Here is a 21,262-nt window from a genome sequence, read left to right as displayed (position 1 = left end):
GAATAGTAAGTGAAATTATTCTCCGGGAGGGCTCTGGTGAGTGAGAAGAATATCAAGCTGAAAATGGCGCGGATTCAGAAGGACCTGTCTCAGGAACAGCTGGCGGAAGCAGTGGGCGTGACGAGACAGACGATAGGACTGATTGAAGCGGGGAATTACAACCCGACGATCCGGTTATGTATTGCCATTTGCAAGGAACTGGGAACAACTTTGAACGATATATTTTGGGAGGAGTAGTTATGAAAGGTAAGGGGATCAAGGATGAGCGGATTCAAGGTGAAGTACATAAGTTGATGTCGCACGGCTTTACGATTGTGTTTGTGGGCATAGCGGCCAGTGTTTTTGTTAAAGTGTTTGTTCTGCACTTGGATCTGAAGTATTGGCTGGACAGCTTCCTCATCCTGATGGCAGCTTGTTTCTATGTTACGCTCCGGAGCATGCGTGGTGGGCTATTCCTCCTGCCGAGCAAGGCCGGGGAAGTAAAGCGGCTCAAGAAAACCAATCTGATCAGTGGAGCTGCAGGTGCGCTGATATGGGCAATATTGATGATCAGCTATGACCTGCTGGGTAAGGACGAAGTTGATGTAGTAGCGAGTGTAATGAGCACATTGGTTGGCTCCGTGGTCTTTTTCTTGGGGATTACCTGGATGCAATGGTTCATGATTAAACGCTCCAATCAAAATGCGGATAAGCACCTGGAATAGACGGATGTGTTACTTTGGAAAGGGCTTCTTGCAAAACTAATGTCATTAGTTTATATTGTAACTAATATCATTAGTTTTTAAGGGGTGTATTTATGAGAATTACTCAAGAAGGAAATTTGCTGCAGCTTACGTGGATGCCCGGATGGTTTCCGGTCAATTGCTATCTTGTTGTAGAAGATCAGGAATTAACTTTGGTTGATGCGGCGATGTCTTTTAGTGTCCAAGGGATCCTCCGTACAGCAGCTAAATTGAACCTGCCTATTACCCGAATCGTGCTGACCCATGCTCATGGAGATCATGTTGGAGCACTGGATGAACTGAAGAAACGGCTTCCTGAGGCTGTTGTATACATCTCTGAGCGTGATGCAGCTTTGCTGCGCGGAGACCGTTCGCTTAGACAAGGTGAACCGCAGACTCCGATTAAAGGGAGTGTACCTACCAAAATTTCTACCAAACCGGACATTCTGCTCCATGACGGAGATCCTGTCGGCTCTTTAAGCGCAATCAGTACTCCCGGTCATACCCCTGGCTCGATGTCTTTTCTGGATCAACGGAGCGGAGCTCTGATAGCGGGGGATGCTTTTCAGACATTTAAGAGAACTGCGGTGGCTGGGACGGTTGTGACATGGTTTCCATTTCCGGCATTGGCTACCTGGAATAAGGAGCAGGCTGTGGCCAGTGCAATTAAGCTTGCAGGAACGTCTGCAGCGGTGCTTGCTGTTGGACACGGCAACCTGCTGAAGGCGCCTGGAGAAGCCATGAAACAGGCTGTGAGCAAAGCTCAATTACAGCTAGGAAAGGAAGGAAGATAAGATGTCACCTAGGGTTGGACTGGATACACGTACGCTGGTATTGGCTGCGGCAGAATTAGCGGATGAGCAGGGGATGGGAGAAGTCACGCTCGCTTCACTCGCGGCCAAGCTGGGCGTACGCTCTCCGTCGTTGTATAATCATGTTAACGGACTAGCCGGGCTGCGGACTCTGCTGGCTGTACACGGCCTGGAACAGCTCCACACAGCGATGACAAAGGCTTCTGCGGGGATAACCGGTGATGCAGCCGTTCACGCTATGGGGCAGGCTTACGTGAACTTTGCAAGGCAGCATCCGGGTCTATACGAAACAACACTGCAAGCACCTGATCAAGGGAACACAGCGCTGGAAGAGGCAGGTGAGCAGATTTTATCCTTTATCCTGCATGTGCTGTCCGGTTACGGGCTTGGAGAAGAAGGAGAGCTGCATGCTGTTCGGGGACTGCGGAGTATTCTGCACGGATTTGCTGCACTGGAGAACAAGGGAGGCTTTGGCCTGCCGCTCGATTTGGGAATCTCCTTATCCCGGCTGATTGATACATTTATTGCAGGAATCAGCTGCATGAAGACAGTGTAAGCAGTCCAGAACAACCATGATTAAGTGATTTAACCATTCCGTTAAGGGGGAAAGTGAGATGGAAAACGTGGAAGTGCAGGGCGGTGTAACAACTTATAAGGAGATGGCTGAGGTCATTGCCAAGCTGGGGATTGTCCCCCTTGCTTCACTGATTCCGGAGCATCCGTCATTAAATGGGCTGACCAAAGCCGAGAACTGGCATACCGGTTCAGAGCTGGATCCATGGGGATGGCGTGCACAGTTTCCCGGTGAGGGACTGGCCGGGTACGGCAAGTTTATTAAGAAAAAGGCAATTCTCGTCTCACGGGACTGGTTTCCGGCATTTGTAAAAGCCGTGGGCAGCTCTAAAGAACTGGAAGAACGGTACAATAACGGCCTTGCCAGCAGAGAAGCATTGACATTGCTGCAGGTGATCCGTGCCAATGAGGGCATTGATACCCGCCAGCTGCGTTCTTTGGGTGATATGAAAGCAAAGGAAAAGAAGACTGCCTTTGACAATGCCGTCACAGAGCTGCAAGGCACTCTTGATATTGTAATCTCCGGAATTCAGGCGCGCCAAAATGACTTGGGAGAAGTAAATGGTTGGAGCAGCACTTCGTTTGAGACAGTAGGGCATTGGATGGAAATTCATGGCCTTACACCTTATGAAGGTTCCCGGGAGGAAGCTATAGCTTGGCTGCGCTCCAGAATGGATGCCGCCTGGTCGCCTGCTGCCATAGCCTGGATCAGCAAAGCATTGTCCTGGTAATCACTAAATAACGGCTTCAAAGTTCTGGCACAGACGGTGAAGCTGTTGTTTGCAGAAAGAAAGGTTCTGCCGTCCGTTGAGGGAAGGCAAAACCTTTTTTTGCGTGCTCCCATTTGTGGATATTATTATGAAGGAACAACGCAAGAAAATAAAAACGGCTAATGGACTCCAGCAGGAGCTCAAAAGCCGTAAGCGTTTTCTATTAAAGCTATATAATGAAGCAACCTCATAGCATAGGAGCCAGGTATGCAATCAGAAAATATAAGAAACCGAATAGTAGCATGATGTAAGCTGTGTATTTGATTGCATTGGATGCGATTATGCTGGAGTCTGTAGGGGCTTGAACACTTGGACGCTTAAGCTCCGGCCGTTCCAGCTCTTGGGATATCGACTCTTTCATCAGGATGACCTCCTAAAAGTTTTGTGAGTACCGTTCAGCACTGATCGGCTTCATCCAACACCTAAACCGGATTGGAAATACAATCCTTAATTGTATTGTGACATATTTGTGAATTAATTTCAACAATATTGTGAATATTATTTGAATATATTTTTAAATTTGGGTTAATTATGCCTTTAACTATCTTCTGGCAAACCAAAAACACCCCGTTACCCTCTATTCAGAGAGCAACGGGGTGTGGCTATAAGGGATTAATCGAACGGACACAATAGCTCAGAAACTTTGCTTAAGCCCAGTTCCCTGCGCGGAAGATGGGTTCAGCAGTTCCATCGTCTGTAATTCCGTCTATATTCATTTCCGGGGAACCCATCATGAAGTCCACATGGGTCAGACTTTGATTCATCCCTTTGTCAGCAAGCTGCTCCTTGGTCATAGAGATGCCCTCCTGCAAGGTAAATGCATAAGCGGCTCCAAGTGCCAGATGGCATGAAGCATTCTCATCATACAGTGTAGTGTAATAGAGAATGCCGCTTTCCGAGATTGGAGAGTGGTAAGGGACCAGCGCTACTTCACCGAAGTATGCGGCTCCTTCATCCATAGCCAGCAGGGAAGCCAATGCTTCCTGGCCGACTTCTGCCGTAAAGTCTGTGACCTTGCCATTCTCCAGGGTAAGCGTAAACCGGTCGATGATGTTGCCGCCATAGCTGAGCGGCTTCGTGCTGCTGACTTTGCCGTTAGCGCCAGTCTTCAGCGGTGCAGTGAATACTTCTTCTGTCGGAATATTGGCAAGGAAAGAGACTCCGCGTCCATTCACGGCTCCGGCCTGACACCAGATATGCCCTTCGGGCAATTCGATGGTCAAATCCGTTCCGGGAGCGGTATAATGCAGCTGGCGGTATTTTCTGGCGTTCAAAAGGTCACAGCGCTGCTTTAAGCCGCCAAGATGCATGCTCCAAGCTTCAACGGGGTTCTCTTGGTCTGCACGTACCGCCTTGAAGATAGCATCCCAGAGCAGGCCAACCTGTTCTTCCGGCGGTGCATCGGGAAATACCTTGGCCGCCCAGGATGGCGACGGAAAAGCGATACCGCTCCAGCTGATATAATTGTTCATCATCATTTCACGGTACGGGGCCATAGCCTGGCCTGCGGTGCGCTGATGATCGGATATCCGGCTGGCTTCTACACCATTCAGGAGATCAGGATTGGCGGAGATCACCGTCAGGATGGCCGCACCGTTGCGTGCCAGATCCTCCAGCTCATCCGCCTGCCATTTCGGCGGTTCAAGGAAGCTTGACGCCGGGGCCAGATCGTAGCGGGTCCGTGTGACGAACTCGTCGGTATAATTGACCTTGACCAGCTTAGCACCAGCCTCATAAGCTTTCCGCACAATCAAGCGGACAAGCTCTGCGGCAACGATGTCTGCATTGAGTACGAGCGTTTGCCCGGGCTGTATATTGACTCCTATTTTTACAGCCAGCAGTGCGTAATTCTCCAGCTTTTGCTTGAAACTCAACATGATTTTGCTCCTCCGCTATCTGTAGTCTGTGTTTAAAACGCCCAGTTTCCACTTTTGAATACCGGTTCCCGTGTACCATCAGCTGTAATTCCGTAAATATCCATGTCAGGTGAGCCGATCATGAAATCGACATGGGTGACACTGGTATTCAGGCCATGGGCGATCAGCTCATCCTGGGTCATCTCTTTACCGCCCTCAAGGCAGAAGGCATAAGCTGTGCCGATGGCCAGGTGGTTGGAAGCATTCTCGTCAAACAAGGTATTGAAATACAAAATATTCGATTCGGAGATCGGGGACTGGTGAGGCACAAGAGCAACCTCGCCGAGATATTTGGCGCCTTCATCCAGACTGATGAGATACTCCAGTGAATCCTGGCCTTTACCGGCGCTTACACTGATGATGCGGCCGTTCTCGAAGGTGATGGAGAAATCATCAATAATATTGCCGCCGTAGCTGAGCGGCTTGGTGCTTCTGACCGTACCGTTTACACCAGTCTTAAGCGGTGCTGTGAACACTTCCTCTGTTGGCATGTTGGCGACAAAAGTGTGGCCTTTGGAATTGATGCTGTCTCCTTGCGCCCAAATGTGACCTTCTGGCAGTTCGATAGTCAGGTCTGTGCCGGGTGCTATGTAATGCAGGCTTTTATACTTCTTGGCATTAAGCACATCAGCCTTCTGTTCTAGTGTATCAAGATGCTCCTGCCAGGCGGCAACCGGATCTTCGCGGTCAAGACGGACAGTGTGGAAGATAGCCTCCCATAGTTTATCCACACGTTCTTCGGCCGGAACATCAGGGAACACTTTGTCGGCCCAAGCTTGTGTAGGGATAGCGACAATACTCCAGCTGATTTTATCGGACATTTGGTAATCACGGTATTTCGTAAGCGCAGCACCGCGTGTTTTTTGGTAATTGGCGATACGTTCCGGATCAATGCCTTTCAGTGCGTCGGGATCTTCGGCGATTACAGTCAGAATAGCGGCTCCATTCTCGGCGAATTCGGTCATTTCTCCCGCGTACCACGTTGGAGCCTTCGTGAAGACTTCCGGTGCGGCATGTTCAAACTGCTGGCGGGTAATGCTCTCGTCACTCCAGTTTACTTTGACCAGACTTGCCCCTATGGCATATGCTTTGGCTGTAATAAGCCGTACGAATTCTACTGCTGAAACGGGGGCATTCACGACCAGTATTTGACCCGGTTGAACGTTGACGCCGATTTCGACTGCCAGATCTGCATATTTGCTAAGCTTCGCTTCTAAATTGAGCATTGGGTTTCCTCCATTTACTATATTTTAGTGCTGTATGAGCATTGTATTAAATTATTAACCGCCGGATGAAAAAAGTCAATTGCAGCGGAAAGAGAGGGATTTGCTTTCATTTCAATGCTATACTGGGAGAGTGTGGACGATCTGATGAAAGGAAGGAAAGCGCATGAACGTACAAATTATTAAGGCGGAATTGAAACGCGAAGAAGATAAGAGCTATGTCGGGAGGACGGTGTTCACGCTCGACAATCATAAGTCTCCGTATGAAATTACGTTCTTCAGCAAACGGGGAAGCGAATGGGATTACAGTTTCAGCTTTGCCGGTGAACCGGGGAGCGAAGAGCAGTTCCTGGAGATTGACACGCTGCTGGAGAATGATGACGATCTGTTTAATCAGCTGCTGGATGCCGCACTGGATACCCAGGACATTCAGGAAGAAGAATAGCATCGCAAAAATGCGACCGATGAAGGCATTCACTGCCGGCGAACGGTCGCATTTTATATAGGTATAAGTTCGAAAGCTCTACCCGATCGTAATATTGCCTTCAGGATAACGGTAGAGCTCCTTGCTGTTCTTCGGTTTAAGCGCATATGCAAGTGTCAGCGGTCCGGTACGTCCGACAAACATCAGAATGATCACCATAACCTTCCCGATGGTCGTCAGCTCCGTAGTCAGCCCCATTGTAATGCCCGAGGTCCCAAAAGCGGACACCGCCTCAAACAATACGGTCAGGAAATCTGCACTCTCCGTCACGGACAACAACATGGTGGCAATGACTACCAGCATCAGTGAGAGCAGTGTCATCGTGATGGCCCGGTACACGTTTTCTTTGGAGATCCGGTGGCGGAACATGACGATGTCTTCCTTCCCGCGCAGTTTGGCATATGCTGTACTTACCAGTATGGCAAAGGTAGTAATCTTAATCCCACCACCGGTTGATCCAGGCGCCGCACCAATGAACATCAGCAGAATCATCAGAAATTGAGTGGATTCTCGCAAGAGTGGAATCTCAATGGTTGTTACCCCGCCGGAGCGGGGGGTAATCGCCTGCAGGAAGGAGGCCATTATTTTGCCGCCGGCATGCAGCGGTTTCAGCGTGGTGTTCAGTTCAAGCCAGAAAAAAATTGCCGCCCCGACCAGAATCAAGATAGCTGAAGTGGAGAGTACCACCTTGGAATGCAAGGTCAGACGTTTGCGTTTGGGGAAGTCGATTACGTCGGACAACACGATAAACCCAATTCCGCCAAGGAAAACGAGCAGCATGGAAGTGATGTTTATAATTGGATCCTCCACGTAGCGGGTAAGACCGCTGAATGGCCCGTGCACATCTCCGAAGAGATCAAATCCGGCATTGTTAAAGATAGAAATGCTATGAAACAAACCGTAATATATTGCTTTTCCGAAAGGCATATCCAGCATGAACCTTACGGCAAGCAAGGCTGCTCCGCTAAGCTGTATGACTAGGGAATAGATCAGTACCCGGCGGATCAGCTTGACGATGCCCTGCATGGAGTTCTGGTTCATGGATTCCTGCAGCAGCAGCCTTTCTTTGAGTGAGATCCGTTTGTTAAGTACAAGTGTAATCAGCGTGGCCATAGTCACAAATCCGAGACCGCCAAACTGGAACAGCACCAGGAGGACAATTTGTCCAAACACCGTCAGCTGTGTTCCGGTGTCGATGACAGCGAGCCCGGTGACACAGGTCGCTGAAGTCGCCATAAAGAGGGCGTCGATAAAGGAGATCCGGTCTCCGGTCGAAGCTGCCGGGAGGCATAAGAGTACTGTTCCTGCCGCAATCAGCAGCATGAATCCGAGCGATAGTATTTTGGGTGGCGTCAGCCTTAGGTGTCCGAGGGATAGATTAGCCAAATTCATTCTCCTGACGTCTTGATATCATCTGTCCAGATTATATCATAAGTTCCAATCGATCAACTTGCGGGGGAAGGAAATTGGCATATTTTATCGAATTACTAAAAAGTAATACCTATTCTGAGAAAGCATAGAGGAGGCTGTACTTGCTGTGACAAGTCCGATTCTGAATCAGATTGGCGCCGTATTCATTCCGGTCAGTGATATTGAAAGATCAAAGAACTGGTATTGCAGCTTGCTGGGGCTTCCGCTTGACGGTGATGTATTGTTCGGTCATCTGTATGTGGTGCCGATGCAAGGGCCGGGTATTGTACTGGACAGCAGAATTTTCACAGCCGAGTCGGTTCTGAATGTGCCGTCCTTTCATTTAAATACGGAGGACATCGATGCTGCTTATGATTTTGTCAAAGCCAGCGGTGCGGAGATCCTGACTGACATTGAGAATGATCACTGGTTTAACTTCAAGGATCCTGACGGAAATGTATTGATGATTTGCCGTTGTTAAAAGAGATTAACATCTATATAAGATGGATGATAAGGAGAACTCCGACATGATTAGAGAGGCATTGCCCCAGGATGCTGCCGCGATAGAAACGCTATACCGCATTCTGTTGCCGGAGCATCCGGGTGTTAATGTATCCCCACGGAGGATAGAACAGATTGGCGGCAATCCGGACAGTTTTCTGTATGTGTATGAAGATAACAGGCAGGTTGTTGGTACAGTCCATCTGCATTTTTGCATGGATGCGCTGAGTGGGGACCTTCCATTCGCAGTCATCGAGCGGGTGATCATCGCCCCCCAGTTGAGAGGTAAGGGTTACGGCGCCGCGCTTATGAGATTTGCTGAAGAAGCTGCGGCTGCCAGAGGTGCGCTTAAAGTGATGCTCTCCAGCAATTCAAGCAGAGAAGCCGCCCACCGATTCTATGAGGCGCTCGGGTATGACGGGAGCGGGAGTATGCTGTTCAAGAAGTACATCGGCAATTAGTGATATGAAGGTAAGCGGGAATTGGGTGGACGAATATTATATGAGCAGGATTTTATCTAACTAAGTTCCGCTACAACAAAAGGCGCTCCGTCAAGGAGCGCCTTTGCCTTTATTGATATATATTCAGCTATTATTCCGTTTGTTGCCCAGATTCCAGGGAGTCCTTTTCCCCGATAAGCACCTCAACCTTGCGGATGCGGTTTTTGTTCATCTCACGGACTGTAAGCGTAACATGTTCGTAATTCATGCTTTTGCCGATAGTGGGCTCGCTCAAGTGACTGTATAACCAGCCGCCAATGGTCGTTACTTCGTCATCGTGGAAGTCAAGACCTGTCAGCTGCTTGATCTCCAGGAGAGAAACCTTGCCGTCGAACAAGTAATTGACGTCGCTGAGCTTCTCGATGTTTTTACGTTCATCCCCGTCAAATTCGTCACGGATCTCCCCGACAATCTCCTCGAGAATATCTTCAATCGTAATCAGACCGGAAGTTCCGCCGTATTCATCAAGCAGAAGGGCGATATGAACACGTTCTACCTGCATACGGGTTAACAGGTTCTTCACCGGGGTTACCTCAGACACAGTCAGAAGCGGCAATATCAGGCTTTTAAAATCGAAATCCGGGTTGTTGTCATACTGCAGGTACAGCTGTTTGGTATTGATCATCCCGATAATATTATCTTTGCTGCCGTCAGCGACAGGGAATCGGGTGTACTGCTCTTTACGGATGATGTTGAAATTCTCCGCCAGCGAGTGGTCGGTGAATAAGCACACCATATCTGTCCGCGGCACCATGATTTCTTTGGCCAGCATCTCGTCAAAATTGAAGATCCGGTTCACGTAGCCATATTCGGCTTTGTTGATTTTGCCGCTTTCATAGCTTTCGGACAGAATCAGACGAATCTCATCTTCACTGTGCGCATCGCCGTGCTCGCTGGCCGGCTTCATCCCGAACAAGCTGACAAGCAGATTGGCGGAACCGTTCATGAGCCAGATCAGAGGGTACAATATTTTGTAGAACCAAATAATCAGTGGGGCTGTAATTTGACCGATTTTCTCCGGAATGTTGATAGCGGCCGTCTTCGGTGCAAGTTCTCCGACTACGACATGCAGGAATGTAGCAATAATAAATGCCAATGCAAAAGCAATAGGTTCGCTCACACTGTGACTGATATCAGCCAAATCGAATAAAGGAATCAGCAGCTGCTCAAATGCAGGTTCTGCCAACGCCCCGATACCGAGGGCAGTGATTGTGATCCCAAGTTGACAAGCAGACAAGTAACCGTCAAGGTTCGCTGCAACTCTTTGTACAGCTAAAGCGTTCTTCTTTCCCTCGAGAACCATTTGACTTACTTGGCTGCCTCTCAATCTTACTACTGCAAATTCCGTGGCTACAAAAAAAGCGGTTAAAATAATCAAAATGGCCACCAACGTCAAACTAAGTCCTATACCCATAAAATCTTTACCATCCCTCTCGTTATTAAAATAGGTTATACTCATATTATGAGTTCACTTGAACCTATTGTACGAACTTTTCATTAAAATATCAAATGGCGAAGGGGTGCCATCTATGGAAGCTTTTACTTTAAGCCGAAAAGAAATGTCTGGATTGCTGCTCTCGCTGACCGGAAACTCAGAGCAAAAACCGCTGCATATTCTTCAGGAGGTCTGGACGAAACTTCATCACGAAGAGGTGAAACAGGGGATGTCCCTGCCTGCGTTCCTCTCTACGGAAATCCCGCCGATCCTGCAAAAGATCATCAAAAGAGGGAACGTCAAAGGGTTCTCGCTCTCGGACATTGCTGCTCTTGGACATCTCATAGAGTATTCCACACTGAGTGCCACCGCTATGCAAAATTGGGTGAAGCGCGACTTCAAGGAATATCTCGGCTCACCGAGGGAAGGAAAAAAGTATTCGGTTAATCAGGCTGCGCTGCTATTTATCATTGATGACCTTAAAGCAGTGCTTGATTTCGAAAGTATACGTCAGCTCTTCCGCCTGCTTTTCCTGAAACCGGAACGCGATGATGATGATTTGGTTGAACCAGCGCAGCTGTATCACGGGTATGCGGAGCTGTTCGAAGAGATTAAGCGCAGCCCTGCGCTGCAGGCGCAAGGGATAGCTGAACGCAGCGCAAACAAAGATTATTCCTGGAAAACGGACAGCTCGCTAAGAAGTGCAATGGATAAATTGATGAACCGGCTGAATCATCTGACAAGACCGCAAAGGGATGCTGTGCAAAATATGCTGATGATCTCGGCAATTTCTGTACAAACCTGTTATTTTCAAGCACTGGCCCGGCAATACTTTAATGCTGCTTTATTCCTTGATTTTTAGGAGCGGCACTCTTAGAATGTGTAAGAGAAACTAGCAATATCAGGGTAGAATAGTCGGAGTAAGGGAAGAGGGGGCTTGAACTTGAATCAAATGACGCTGCTGCGAAATCCGAAGCAAAGGAAACTGCTGTTCAGTGCGGGATTAAGCTGGATGTTTGACGCGATGGATGTCGGAATGATTTCTTTTGTGGTTGCAGCGCTCGCCAAGGAGTGGTCGCTTGAACCGGAGCAGATTGGATTTTTGACCAGTATTAATTCGGTGGGCATGGCAGCAGGGGCGGCAGCGGCGGGGATTTTGGCCGACCGTTTCGGACGCAAGTCAGTATTGCTGTGGACCTTGTTGATCTTCTCTGCGGCCAGCGGCTTATCGGCTTTTGCTACAGGCTTCGGGATATTATGTGTGCTGCGTTTTGTAGCCGGGTTCGGGCTGGGCGGAGAGCTGCCTGTTGCTTCAACGCTGGTGTCGGAAAGCATGCCTGCAAAAGAGAGAGGCCGGGCGGTTGTGCTGCTGGAGAGCTTTTGGGCGGTAGGCTGGATCTTGTCCGCTTTGATTGCCTATTTTGTTATTCCGGATTACGGCTGGCGTATCGCCTTCGGCATAGGTGCCGTACCGGCACTTTATGCGCTGTATTTGCGGCATGCCATCGATGATTCCCCGCGGTTTGCGGAAATTAAGCAGGCCCCGGTTTCACTGAGTAAACGTATTGCTATCGTCTGGTCGCCGGAGTACCGCAAATCAACGATCATGCTGTGGATTCTATGGTTCACGGTGGTGTTCTCCTATTACGGCATGTTCCTGTGGCTGCCTACGGTAATGGTGATTAAGGGCTTCAGCCTTGTTAAGAGTTTTGAGTATGTACTGATTATGACGCTGGCCCAACTGCCCGGATACTTCACCGCTGCTTATTTCATTGAAAAGTTCGGGCGCAAGTTTGTACTGGTAATCTACCTGCTGCTCACAGCAGTCAGCGCTGCCTGGTTCGGAAATGCGACAACGGAGGGCATGCTGATGGCTGCCGGAATCTGCCTCTCGTTCTTTAACCTTGGCGCATGGGGCGGCATGTATGCTTATACCCCTGAGTTGTATCCCACTGCAATCCGCTCGACGGGTGCTGGGCTGGCCACCTCCTTTGGCCGGATCGGCGGTGTGATCGCACCGCTGCTGGTAGGCTTTCTGGTAGGCGATAAGGTCGGCATCAGTTCAATCTTTATGCTGTTCTTCGTAACCATTATTGTCGGTGCGCTGGCAGTGTTGTTTCTGGGTAAGGAAACGAAAGGAACTGAGCTGCTCTAAGGAAGTATTCCTTGCCGGATCTACTTGATGTTAATCCTGCAACAATGCTAATATTAGATGTGAAATGTACAGCGGGTTCGGATAATTCGAGAAGAACAAAACGGTTCCTTCACACCATGTGAACAGGACCGTTTTTTCATAAGAGCAGGAGCAGGGTCTTCTCGGATTACGTTTCAGGATTGGAGCGATGGAAGAATGAATAATGAAGGGAAGCTGCCGTACTTTACAGAGCTGGTCTGGGAAAGCACGGAGAGTAATGTGCCGATTCCACCACGGGAGGCTGCCGGGAATGTGCAGCGGCAGTCAGCCGCCGCCAAGGTGAAGAAGAAAGAGCCGCCGAAGGAGACGGTACAGCTTCAGCTCTGGGATATGGAAGAGAAGCAGGAACCGGTAACTACTACGGAAAGCCAATTTGTGCACCGGGCACGTGAGCTGGTGGAACAAAGGGAAGCCGCAACACTGTTTGTTCCATTCAAGAGTTATTGGCCTACATACGGGCATATGACGGGAGCGCAATACAGATGGTATTTCTTCTGGCGGGATGAAGTCAGACATGGCAGATATCCGAAGACTGATCTCTCCTATATCTTTCTGCATGTCTATGAGCTGATTAACGGAGTAGGCTGGGAAGAGCCTCAGGAAGGGTACAGACAGCTCTCCTTGCTATGGGAAGCTTACCGTGATCAATACAAGCGGCTCGATCAATATCTTGGCGGGTGGATTGCCGATTTTGCCTTCGTGCATAAACTGGACGTGCCGCTGTCAGGCATTGTTGCCCGTTCACGCGGACTTGCCGGAGATCTGGCGGAGCTGGAGCTGATGAGGTGCCTGTCTGCTGCACCGGAACAGCTGACCTTTGCCGTGCTTACGGTCATGTCGGATTACGATATCAGCAAATCCAAGTTTTACACCGGTGAAGGCAAAGCGGCGGCTGAGCGTTATATTCCTCAAGTGGTTGCATTAATAGACGCCTACGTAGCCCGCAAACATGGCTCCAAGCTGGTGGAAATGTTCCCGCCCGGCCCGCCGGTACTGCGGGAGCGTTACCTGTTCCGCAGCGCAGTTTATGATATATCGCTCTACGGCTACTCCGTACTGGTGCCTGTCGTAAGGATCAGTAAATCTCCGCCGCTGCGCAGCCTGATTACGCGGCTTTTCCGGCTTACCGAGAACAAGCTGCGCGAGCTGATGGGCTTCCGCGGACGGCTGAAAGACGTTAAGGTCGATGCGGATATGGACGACCTGGTGACCCGTTTTCTGAAACGGGAATTCCGCAAGGCAGAGCAAGCCGGGAAAGGTCCGGCGGTTGTTATTGACAAGAGGAAGCTTGAACGGCTGGAGAGCGATTCCGAGATTGTCCGTACGCTGCTCACCATAGAGGAATCTGAGGATTCATCGGAGTTGGAGGATTCAGAGAATTCCGGGGATACGGAGCTTGATTATGCTGTCCCTTCCTTTATAGAAGAGGATCCTATAGAAGTGATTTATGCTGTTTCCGAGACCATAAGTGTTCCAGTATTGCCCGCTGCCGCGAGCAGCACAGACAATGAGTGGGAGGCATTTGCTTCCGTATTGACACCTCTGCAGCGGCAAGCAGTGTCCGCGCTCGCAGATGAGGATGGAATGAAGGTTGTGCAGAAGCTGGCCGCTGCCGGGGGGACGATGCCGGAGCTGCTGTTTGACGAAATTAACGAACTTGCCATGGACATGCTCGGTGATCTGCTGATCGACGGTGAGGAATTGACTGAGGAATTTATGCCCGTGCTGCAATATTTGAAGAGGTGAATCCCTAGATGAATGAACTGAAAATACCGAAACGGATGACAACCGCACTCGTAAACTCGCTCACGGCGGGTGTAGTGCCGCGAATCGGACTGGAACATATTGCTGTCGGCCGGCGGCCGGAGGTGGAAGCCATCCTCAGGGATATGGACAATATTGCTGAGGGCGGAGCAGCTTTCAAGCTGATTACCGGTAAATTCGGCAGCGGCAAAAGCTTTCTGCTGCAAATTATCCGCAACTACGCCATGGACCGGGACTTTGTGGTCGCGGATGCCGATCTTTCGCCGGAACGGCGGCTGGTAGGAACGAAAGGACAAGGCCTGGCAACCTACCGGGAGCTGATGAGCCACCTCTCGACCCGGACCCGTCCAGACGGTGGAGCACTCGAAATCATGCTGCAGAAGTGGATTATGACGCTTCAGCAGGCGGTGATGCAGGAGAAGGGGTATGGACCTGACTCTCTACAGCTTGGCGAAGAGGTAGAGCAGCGGATTTATACAGTAGCCTCTGAGATGCGCGGTCTTGTGCATGGCTTTGACTTTGCCAAAGTGCTGGCGGCTTACTGGAACGGTCATAAGCTTGCCGATGATGAGCTGAAGCAAGATGCGCTGCGCTGGCTCCGCGGTGAATTCGCCACCCGCACCGAAGCGCGCAAAGCACTTGGCGTAGGCGTCATAATTGATGATGATAACTGGTACGATTATATGAAGTTATGGGCGGAATTCACAGGTGCCATTGGCTATAAAGGTCTGCTGCTCTTTATAGATGAGGGTGTTAACCTCTACAAGATTACTAACAGTATCTCCCGCCAGAGCAACTACGAAAAGCTGCTGACAATGTTCAACGATACGATGCAGGGCAAAGCGGAACGGCTGGGCATCTTTATTGGAGGTACCCCGCAGTTCGTTGAAGACGGGCGGCGCGGATTGTTCAGCTACGAGGCTTTGCGTTCACGGCTGGTGGCGGGCCGTTACGGCTCAGCCGAGCTGAATAATTTCACCGGACCGATTATTGCGCTGGACATGCTGTCCCATGAGGAAATTCTGGTGCTGCTTCAGAAGCTGCGGGATATCCACGCTCTGCATTACGGCTATGAAGCGAGACTTACCCAAGAGCAGCTGGTGCATTTCATGGAAGAAGCCGTGGGCAGACTGGGCGCTGATGAACTGCTGACCCCGCGCGAGGTCGTGCGTGATTTCATGGATCTGCTACACACCCTTCACCAGCATCCGGAGATTTCGTTCGAGAAGCTGGTGGGCGAGCGCACCGCAAAACCGGCGGAGACGGAGCAAAACGAACTGGACGGATTTCTTGCGGAGTTTGACCTATGAGCGACAATCCGTTTTACAGGCTGGCTCCTTTCATCAAGGAGTTTATTTACAAGAACCGGTGGGAGACGCTTCGCGAGGCCCAGGTAGATGCTTGCCGCGTGTTGTTTGATACCCCGCATCACCTGCTGATTGCCTCCGGTACGGCCTCGGGCAAGACGGAAGCAGCATTCTTTCCCGCATTAACTGAGCTCTATGAGCGCCCGTCTGATTCGGTGGGGATTCTCTATATTGCGCCGCTCAAAGCGCTGATCAATGATCAATTCACACGGTTAAATGATTTGCTGCGGGAAGGCAATATCCCGGTCTGGCATTGGCATGGCGATGTGCCGCAAGCGGATAAGACAAAGCTGATGCAGAATCCTTCCGGTGTGCTGCAGATTACCCCTGAATCGCTGGAGGGGCTGCTCATGAACCGCCCGAATGCGATCCCCTCCTTGTTCCATGATCTGCGCTTCATTATTGTTGATGAAGTGCATGCCTTTATGGGGGCGGACCGCGGCATCCAGGTGCTCAGCCAATTGGCCCGGATCTCGCGGATGGCCGGCTGCCATCCCCGGCGGATCGGCCTTTCGGCCACACTGAGCGATTATGCTTCCGTGACCGAGTGGCTGGCCGCCGGTACGCGGGAGAGCGTGGAGGTATCCGCACCGCAAGGGGGGCGCAAGCTGCGGCTGAGTGTGGAGCATTTCTCCTTCCCGGATGCGCGGGATGAGGTGCAGGCTGAACACCTGGAGCGGGCCCGCCAGGCCTATTACGGTTTCATTTACGATCATACGCATCAGAAGAAGGCGTTGATCTTCACCAACAGCCGTACGGACGCCGAGGAGGCGATTCTGGAGATGCGGCGCATGGCAGCCAAACGCGGCGAGCGGGATGTGTTCCATGTGCATCATGGAAGCATCTCCGCGATGCTGCGCGAAGAGACGGAAGCCGCGCTCCGGCAAGGTCCCGGCCCGGCGGTAGCCGCAGCTACGCTTACCCTGGAGCTGGGGATAGATCTTGGCGAGCTGGAGCGGGTGCTGCAGCTCGGCGCACCTTACAGCTGCGCCAGCTTCGTCCAGCGGCTGGGACGCTCCGGCAGACGCGGTGACTCCGCTTCGGAGATGATCTTCGTCACCCCGGAGGAGGAGGATGAGGAGGCGCAGCTGCCCGCGCGGATGCCTTGGACGCTGCTGCGGGCGATTGCGGTCATTGAGCTGTATGTGCGGGAGAAATGGGTAGAGCCGCTGAATGTGCGCCAGTTGCCGGTTGGGCTCCTGTACCATCAGACGATGAGCATTCTTAAGAGCATGGGGGAAGCCGAGCCGGAGGATTTGAAGGCAGCTGTTCTGAGCCTGCCGTCCTTCCGGGGAATTGACCCGGCGGATTACGATACCTTCATGGAGTACATGGTGGGCATGGGCCATATTGAGACATTGGAGGAAGGCGGGCTGCTGATCGGGCTGGCCGGTGAGAAGATCGTCAACAATTTCCGTTTTCTTGCTGTATTCAAAGACGATGAGGAGCATGTCGTCTATAATGGCACCGAGGAAATCGGCTCCATTACCACCGTCCCTCCACCGGGCTACTGCTTCACGCTGGCGGGCAAGCTGTGGAAGGTGGAGGAGGTAGACAACCGCCATAAGGCCGTCTATGTCAAAGGCTCGCGCGGCAAGGTTGATACTCTCTGGCTTGGTGCTGGCGGTGATGTGCATACCCGGATCATGGCCAAAATCCGTGAGGTATTGGGAGCGACGGCGCTATATCCGTATCTGGCGCCAAGCGCGGCGGCCCGGTTGGAACGGGCCCGACGCCTGGCCAAGGAGAGCGGTCTGCTCACGCGCTCGGTCCTGCCGGCAGGCGGCGATTCCATGTTCATTCTGCCGTGGGCTGGAAGCAGGCAGTTCCGGACTTTGGAACGGCTGCTGAAGAATAACCTGAAGGGCCGGCTGGGACTTCGTTCCATCACACCGATGGAGCCTTATTATATGGTAGTCGCCGGCAGTGTGGATGCGGATACGCTGGAGGAAGAGATCATGGCTGAAACAACCGCTGCGACGGACCCGCTCTCCTTGCTCAGCAAGGATGAAGCGCCATATCTCGGAAAGTATGATGAATTCATCCCCCATGAGCTGCTGCGCAAAGCCTTTTCACTGGATGGGCTGGATGTGCCTGGGCTGCTGAATGTGATTAAGCAGTGGCGGGTGGAGAACTAGAGCGTCTACTACAATCTGTATTTCCTTAATGATGCGGCAGCAGCCACGGATGATCATATCCCGGGCTGCTGCTATTTTTCTGCAAGGGCAAGCCAATATCGGAAAGAGATATCGCAATATGCATGCTTTATTTTATATATAGAAAAAACAAACCTTAATTCTGCAGTTCCCACCTTGTTGGAAGCGCTTAATCGAAAGATAATGAACATATCACGAAGACAGGGGGCAACAAACAAATGGTCAACAGAAAAATGCAAAAGACATTCTCCATCGGTCTAACTGCTGCTATGGCATTAACCTTGGCGGCATGCGGCAACTCCAACAACAATAATAATAACAGCGGGGGTAACAACGCAGCTCCGAAGAGCACCAACAGCACTGTTGAAGCTACTAAAGACAGCGGCAAAAAAGTAACGATTACTTTCCAGAACATCTATCCTGACCCTGCAACACCCGCCTACAAAATGATCCGCGAATTGGTGGGGGAATATGAAAAAGAAAACCCGAACATTCATATTGAACTGGATACTTTGAACACTGACCAGCAAAAAGTAAAGCTCAAAACACAAGCGGCCTCCAAAGAAGTGCCAGACATCACCATTGTTAACCCTGCTGCACAAATGAAACCGTTTGTAGATGCCGGACTGTTCGCTCCACTGAACGATATGCTGGAGCAGAACGGACTGAAGGATACGTATCAAACCGGACTGCTCGATTACTACAGCTTCAATAATAATGTGTATGCACTGCCTGACGGCAACAATATCGAGGTTGTGTTTTACAACAAGGAGCTGTTTGAGCAAGCCGGAATTGCGAACCCGCCAACCACATTCGAAGAAATGCTTAAGGATGTAAAGATCCTCAAAGAGAAAGGCATCACACCCCTTGCGATCGGTGAAAAGGACTCCTGGACAGGCTCATTCCTGTTTATGAACATTCTGCTCCGTACCAACGGCGGCCCGGGTTTCCTGCAAGAAGTGCTTGACGGCAAGAAAACGTTCGAAGATCCAGCATTCGTAGAAGCAGTAGACGCCTTCCAGCAGCTGGTCCAAGCCGGCGCATTCCCTGATGGTGCAACATCCATTGATGCCAATGCAGGCGGCAATATCTTCAAAACTGGTAAAGCGGCAATGTGGTCAATCGGTTCATGGGAAACCGGAGCCATTGATGCTTCATCTGTAGCCGGCAAAGTCGGAGCTTTCCAATTCCCTACAGTTAACGGTAAAGGCGACCCTAATGAATTTATGCTTGCACCAGGCAGTGCATTTGCTATTTCCGCAAACAGCGAGCATTTGCAGGAAACCAAGGATTTCCTCAACTTCTTCGCATCCAACTATCCTAAGAAGCAATTTGAACTGAAAAATGCCGTAGGTCTGGGCCAAAAAGTAGACGGCGATTTGAAAGCTGCCGGTTACTCCGATCTTGCGATCAACATTGCAGGCCTGTTCAATGAAGTCAAAGGCGGCGACCTGGCGTTTGACAATACGATGAACCCGGCAACGGCGCAAGTTCACCTGAGCAGCATTCAAAACCTGTTTGTACAAAAAGTGGATTCCGCCGCAGTGGGCAAGGAACATCAAACCGCATTCGAAGCTAATAAATAAGAAGCAATAGAAACATTCCCATTATCTATCGATGCGAAGCGAGCTGACAGAGCTTCTTCGCATCGATCTATGATGGACATAGAAAAAGAATCTGCTTGTTTAGGAGGCGGGAAAGATGAAAGTACTAAAGGTGCCAGGACGAACAATAGCCGTCTTCGTATTGCCAGGTCTGCTCTTGTATGTATGCCTTGTGTTTGTTCCCATACTGGTTTCATTGTATACAGGCTTATTGAAGTGGGACGGTCTCACTTCTGCAGAGTTTATCGGTTTCGGCAATTTTAAAGATATGTTTTTTAATGATCCTGTCTTTTGGCCATCAGTAAGAAGAACACTGCTGTATGCGGTGGCTTCCATGCTGGAAATTCCACTGTGCCTGTTTATGGCTATTCTACTTAACCGTTATTTGAAAAGAGCTAATACACTGGTTTCGATCTATTTCACACCGGTTATTCTCTCCGTCGTCATTATCGGCCAATTGTGGAAAACGGTCTACAATCCGGCTTCCGCAGGAGGTATGCTGAACGGGGTTCTGATCTCTTTGGGACTGGACAGCTGGACACATAACTGGCTCACTGAACCCAAGATTGCCATGTTCGCACTCTATTTCGTATCGCTTTGGCAGTTCTTCGGCTACCATCTGCTGATTCAGTATACCGGGGTGTCCAATATTCCGGATGAGCTTTATGAAGCGGCTAAAATTGACGGAGCAGATGGATTTAAGGCGGACCGCTACATCACCCTGCCGCTGATCGTTCCGATCTTTAAAATATCAATTGTACTGGCGTTTATCGGTTCACTGCAGGCCTTCGATCTGGTCATGGTCATGACGGCGGGGGGCCCGGCACATGCTACCGATGTAATCTCTACCCATATGTATAACAGTTCCTTTATGTCCTTCAAGTATGGATACGGCAGTGCGATTGCCACCTTCCTGGTTGTGGTCTGCCTGGTCTTTACCGGATTCATCAATACCGTATTCAATAAAATCGAGCGGAAATTCAATTAGAAAAGGAGTGCGCGATCATGCGAAATTTCAAAAAAGGAATCGTGTATCTTCTTTTCGCCATTCCTGTAGTGACCCAGCTGTATCCCTTGTTATGGCTGTTGCTGTATTCCCTGAAGACTAACGAAGAAATTATGGATGGCAGCTTCTTTTCCTTCCCTAAATCGTTTCAATGGCATAACTACAGCGAAGCGTATACGTCAGGGAGTTATCTGAAATACTTATCTAACAGTGTGTTTGTTACGGCTGTTACGATGATTTTCGTCATTGTGCTGGCCTCCATGGTTGCCTATGCGATTTCACGGTTCCGCTGGAAATATGGAAATATTGTAATGATGGTTTTTCTGATGGGAATGATGATTCCTATGCAGGCAACTCTGCTGCCGCTGATGATCATTTTCAAAAATATGCATATCCTGAACACACATTTATCACTGATTCTGCCTTACATTGCATTCTCCACGCCAATTGCCGTGTTTATCCTCTCCGGGTTCATGAGAGACATTCCGCATGAAATTGAGGAATCTGCATTTATCGATGGAGCCAGTGTATACCGTATCTTCCGCAGCATTATTCTTCCGGTTTCGATTCCGCCGGTAATGACGGTGTGCATCCTGACCTTTATCAACATCTGGAACGAATATATTCTGGCGGCAACCTTCATTTCTTCCGAGAAACTGAAGACCTTGCCATTCGGTGTCTACACTTTTGTCAGCCAGTATTCAGTCAACTATGGAAATATCGGCGCATTCCTCGTCATGGGCGCGCTGCCGGTCATCCTAATCTACTTCTTCCTGTCCAACCGGATTACAAAAGGCATGGTGGCAGGCGCCGTTAAGGGTTAAT

General features: G+C 50.3%; 21 protein-coding genes. 16 read left to right on the top strand and 5 right to left on the bottom strand.

Annotated elements, in window-relative coordinates; translation table 11 throughout:
• Nucleotides 1-63 precede the first annotated feature (63 nt).
• The 5 genes from NSS79_RS18465 (at nt 64) to NSS79_RS18445 (ending at nt 2,838) form a co-directional block, all read left to right on the top strand.
• A complete protein-coding gene (locus NSS79_RS18465) occupies nt 64-237 on the top strand; it encodes a helix-turn-helix transcriptional regulator (RefSeq protein ID WP_342440395.1) in 174 nt (57 codons plus the stop codon).
• Between the two features lie 2 nt (nt 238-239).
• The gene (locus NSS79_RS18460) at nt 240-704 is read left to right on the top strand and encodes a DUF6773 family protein (protein WP_342435623.1); all 465 of its coding nucleotides are present in this window, start codon (nt 240-242) and stop codon (nt 702-704) included.
• A gap of 92 nt (nt 705-796) precedes the next feature.
• Nucleotides 797-1,516 carry an MBL fold metallo-hydrolase gene (locus tag NSS79_RS18455; RefSeq protein ID WP_342435622.1) on the top strand — a complete coding sequence of 240 codons (720 nt, stop codon included), beginning with the start codon at nt 797-799 and terminating at the stop codon, nt 1,514-1,516.
• A 1-nt stretch (nt 1,517) separates the two neighbouring features.
• Nucleotides 1,518-2,090, top strand: coding sequence for a WHG domain-containing protein (locus tag NSS79_RS18450; RefSeq protein WP_342435621.1), 573 nt, complete (start codon nt 1,518-1,520; stop codon nt 2,088-2,090).
• Between the two features lie 58 nt (nt 2,091-2,148).
• Nucleotides 2,149-2,838 (top strand): hypothetical protein, encoded by a 690-nt coding sequence (locus NSS79_RS18445; protein WP_342435620.1) that lies wholly within the window; start codon nt 2,149-2,151, stop codon nt 2,836-2,838.
• A gap of 226 nt (nt 2,839-3,064) precedes the next feature.
• Here the strand turns inward: NSS79_RS18445 and NSS79_RS18440 are convergent, their stop codons facing one another.
• From NSS79_RS18440 to NSS79_RS18430, 3 genes are all read right to left on the bottom strand, one after another.
• The gene (locus NSS79_RS18440) at nt 3,065-3,238 is read right to left on the bottom strand and encodes a hypothetical protein (protein WP_342435619.1); all 174 of its coding nucleotides are present in this window, start codon (nt 3,236-3,238) and stop codon (nt 3,065-3,067) included.
• Between the two features lie 286 nt (nt 3,239-3,524).
• Nucleotides 3,525-4,754 carry an aminopeptidase gene (locus NSS79_RS18435; protein WP_342435618.1) on the bottom strand — a complete coding sequence of 410 codons (1,230 nt, stop codon included), beginning with the start codon at nt 4,752-4,754 and terminating at the stop codon, nt 3,525-3,527.
• A 32-nt stretch (nt 4,755-4,786) separates the two neighbouring features.
• Nucleotides 4,787-6,019, bottom strand: a complete 1,233-nt coding sequence (locus NSS79_RS18430) for an aminopeptidase (RefSeq protein WP_342435617.1) — start codon at nt 6,017-6,019, stop codon at nt 4,787-4,789.
• 163 nt (nt 6,020-6,182) lie between these two features.
• On the opposite strand from NSS79_RS18430, the gene NSS79_RS18425 reads away from it, so the two are divergent.
• Entirely contained in the window at nt 6,183-6,461 is a 279-nt protein-coding gene (locus tag NSS79_RS18425) for a hypothetical protein (protein WP_038592629.1), read from the top strand.
• A 78-nt stretch (nt 6,462-6,539) separates the two neighbouring features.
• Here the strand turns inward: NSS79_RS18425 and NSS79_RS18420 are convergent, their stop codons facing one another.
• A complete protein-coding gene (locus NSS79_RS18420; RefSeq protein ID WP_342435616.1) occupies nt 6,540-7,892 on the bottom strand; it encodes a TrkH family potassium uptake protein in 1,353 nt (450 codons plus the stop codon).
• Between the two features lie 145 nt (nt 7,893-8,037).
• Here NSS79_RS18420 and NSS79_RS18415 point away from each other — a divergent pair, with 145 nt between their 5' ends.
• Together NSS79_RS18415 and NSS79_RS18410 are read left to right on the top strand one after the other, a co-directional pair.
• Nucleotides 8,038-8,391 (top strand): VOC family protein, encoded by a 354-nt coding sequence (locus NSS79_RS18415; protein WP_342435615.1) that lies wholly within the window; start codon nt 8,038-8,040, stop codon nt 8,389-8,391.
• A 46-nt stretch (nt 8,392-8,437) separates the two neighbouring features.
• Nucleotides 8,438-8,872 (top strand): GNAT family N-acetyltransferase, encoded by a 435-nt coding sequence (locus tag NSS79_RS18410; RefSeq protein WP_342435614.1) that lies wholly within the window; start codon nt 8,438-8,440, stop codon nt 8,870-8,872.
• Between the two features lie 130 nt (nt 8,873-9,002).
• Here the strand turns inward: NSS79_RS18410 and NSS79_RS18405 are convergent, their stop codons facing one another.
• Nucleotides 9,003-10,325, bottom strand: coding sequence for a hemolysin family protein (locus tag NSS79_RS18405; protein ID WP_076111129.1), 1,323 nt, complete (start codon nt 10,323-10,325; stop codon nt 9,003-9,005).
• Nucleotides 10,326-10,440: 115 nt separating this feature from the next.
• Between NSS79_RS18405 and NSS79_RS18400 the strand changes: the two genes are divergently transcribed.
• The 8 genes from NSS79_RS18400 to NSS79_RS18365 all read left to right on the top strand — a co-directional run bounded on the left by NSS79_RS18400 (nt 10,441) and on the right by NSS79_RS18365 (nt 21,261).
• Nucleotides 10,441-11,208 (top strand): DUF1836 domain-containing protein, encoded by a 768-nt coding sequence (locus NSS79_RS18400; protein WP_342435613.1) that lies wholly within the window; start codon nt 10,441-10,443, stop codon nt 11,206-11,208.
• A gap of 81 nt (nt 11,209-11,289) precedes the next feature.
• Nucleotides 11,290-12,501, top strand: coding sequence for an MFS transporter (locus NSS79_RS18395; RefSeq protein WP_342435612.1), 1,212 nt, complete (start codon nt 11,290-11,292; stop codon nt 12,499-12,501).
• Between the two features lie 195 nt (nt 12,502-12,696).
• Entirely contained in the window at nt 12,697-14,286 is a 1,590-nt protein-coding gene (locus NSS79_RS18390; protein ID WP_342435611.1) for a TerB N-terminal domain-containing protein, read from the top strand.
• An 8-nt stretch (nt 14,287-14,294) separates the two neighbouring features.
• Nucleotides 14,295-15,614 (top strand): ATP-binding protein, encoded by a 1,320-nt coding sequence (locus NSS79_RS18385; protein ID WP_342435610.1) that lies wholly within the window; start codon nt 14,295-14,297, stop codon nt 15,612-15,614.
• Complete coding sequence (locus NSS79_RS18380) at nt 15,611-17,809, top strand: DEAD/DEAH box helicase (RefSeq protein ID WP_342435609.1); 2,199 nt, start codon at nt 15,611-15,613, stop codon at nt 17,807-17,809. Before NSS79_RS18385 ends, NSS79_RS18380 begins: the two co-directional genes overlap by 4 nt.
• Nucleotides 17,810-18,045: 236 nt before the next feature.
• The gene (locus tag NSS79_RS18375) at nt 18,046-19,413 is read left to right on the top strand and encodes an extracellular solute-binding protein (protein ID WP_342435608.1); all 1,368 of its coding nucleotides are present in this window, start codon (nt 18,046-18,048) and stop codon (nt 19,411-19,413) included.
• Nucleotides 19,414-19,528: 115 nt separating this feature from the next.
• The gene (locus NSS79_RS18370; RefSeq protein ID WP_038592609.1) at nt 19,529-20,419 is read left to right on the top strand and encodes a sugar ABC transporter permease; all 891 of its coding nucleotides are present in this window, start codon (nt 19,529-19,531) and stop codon (nt 20,417-20,419) included.
• Between the two features lie 17 nt (nt 20,420-20,436).
• Nucleotides 20,437-21,261 carry a carbohydrate ABC transporter permease gene (locus NSS79_RS18365; protein WP_342435607.1) on the top strand — a complete coding sequence of 275 codons (825 nt, stop codon included), beginning with the start codon at nt 20,437-20,439 and terminating at the stop codon, nt 21,259-21,261.
• The last annotated feature ends 1 nt before the right edge of the window (nt 21,262 follow it).

The organism is Paenibacillus sp. FSL L8-0436, from assembly GCF_038593025.1.
Classification (GTDB): domain Bacteria; phylum Bacillota; class Bacilli; order Paenibacillales; family Paenibacillaceae; genus Paenibacillus_AQ.
This window is presented reverse-complemented; position numbering and strand designations above follow the sequence as displayed.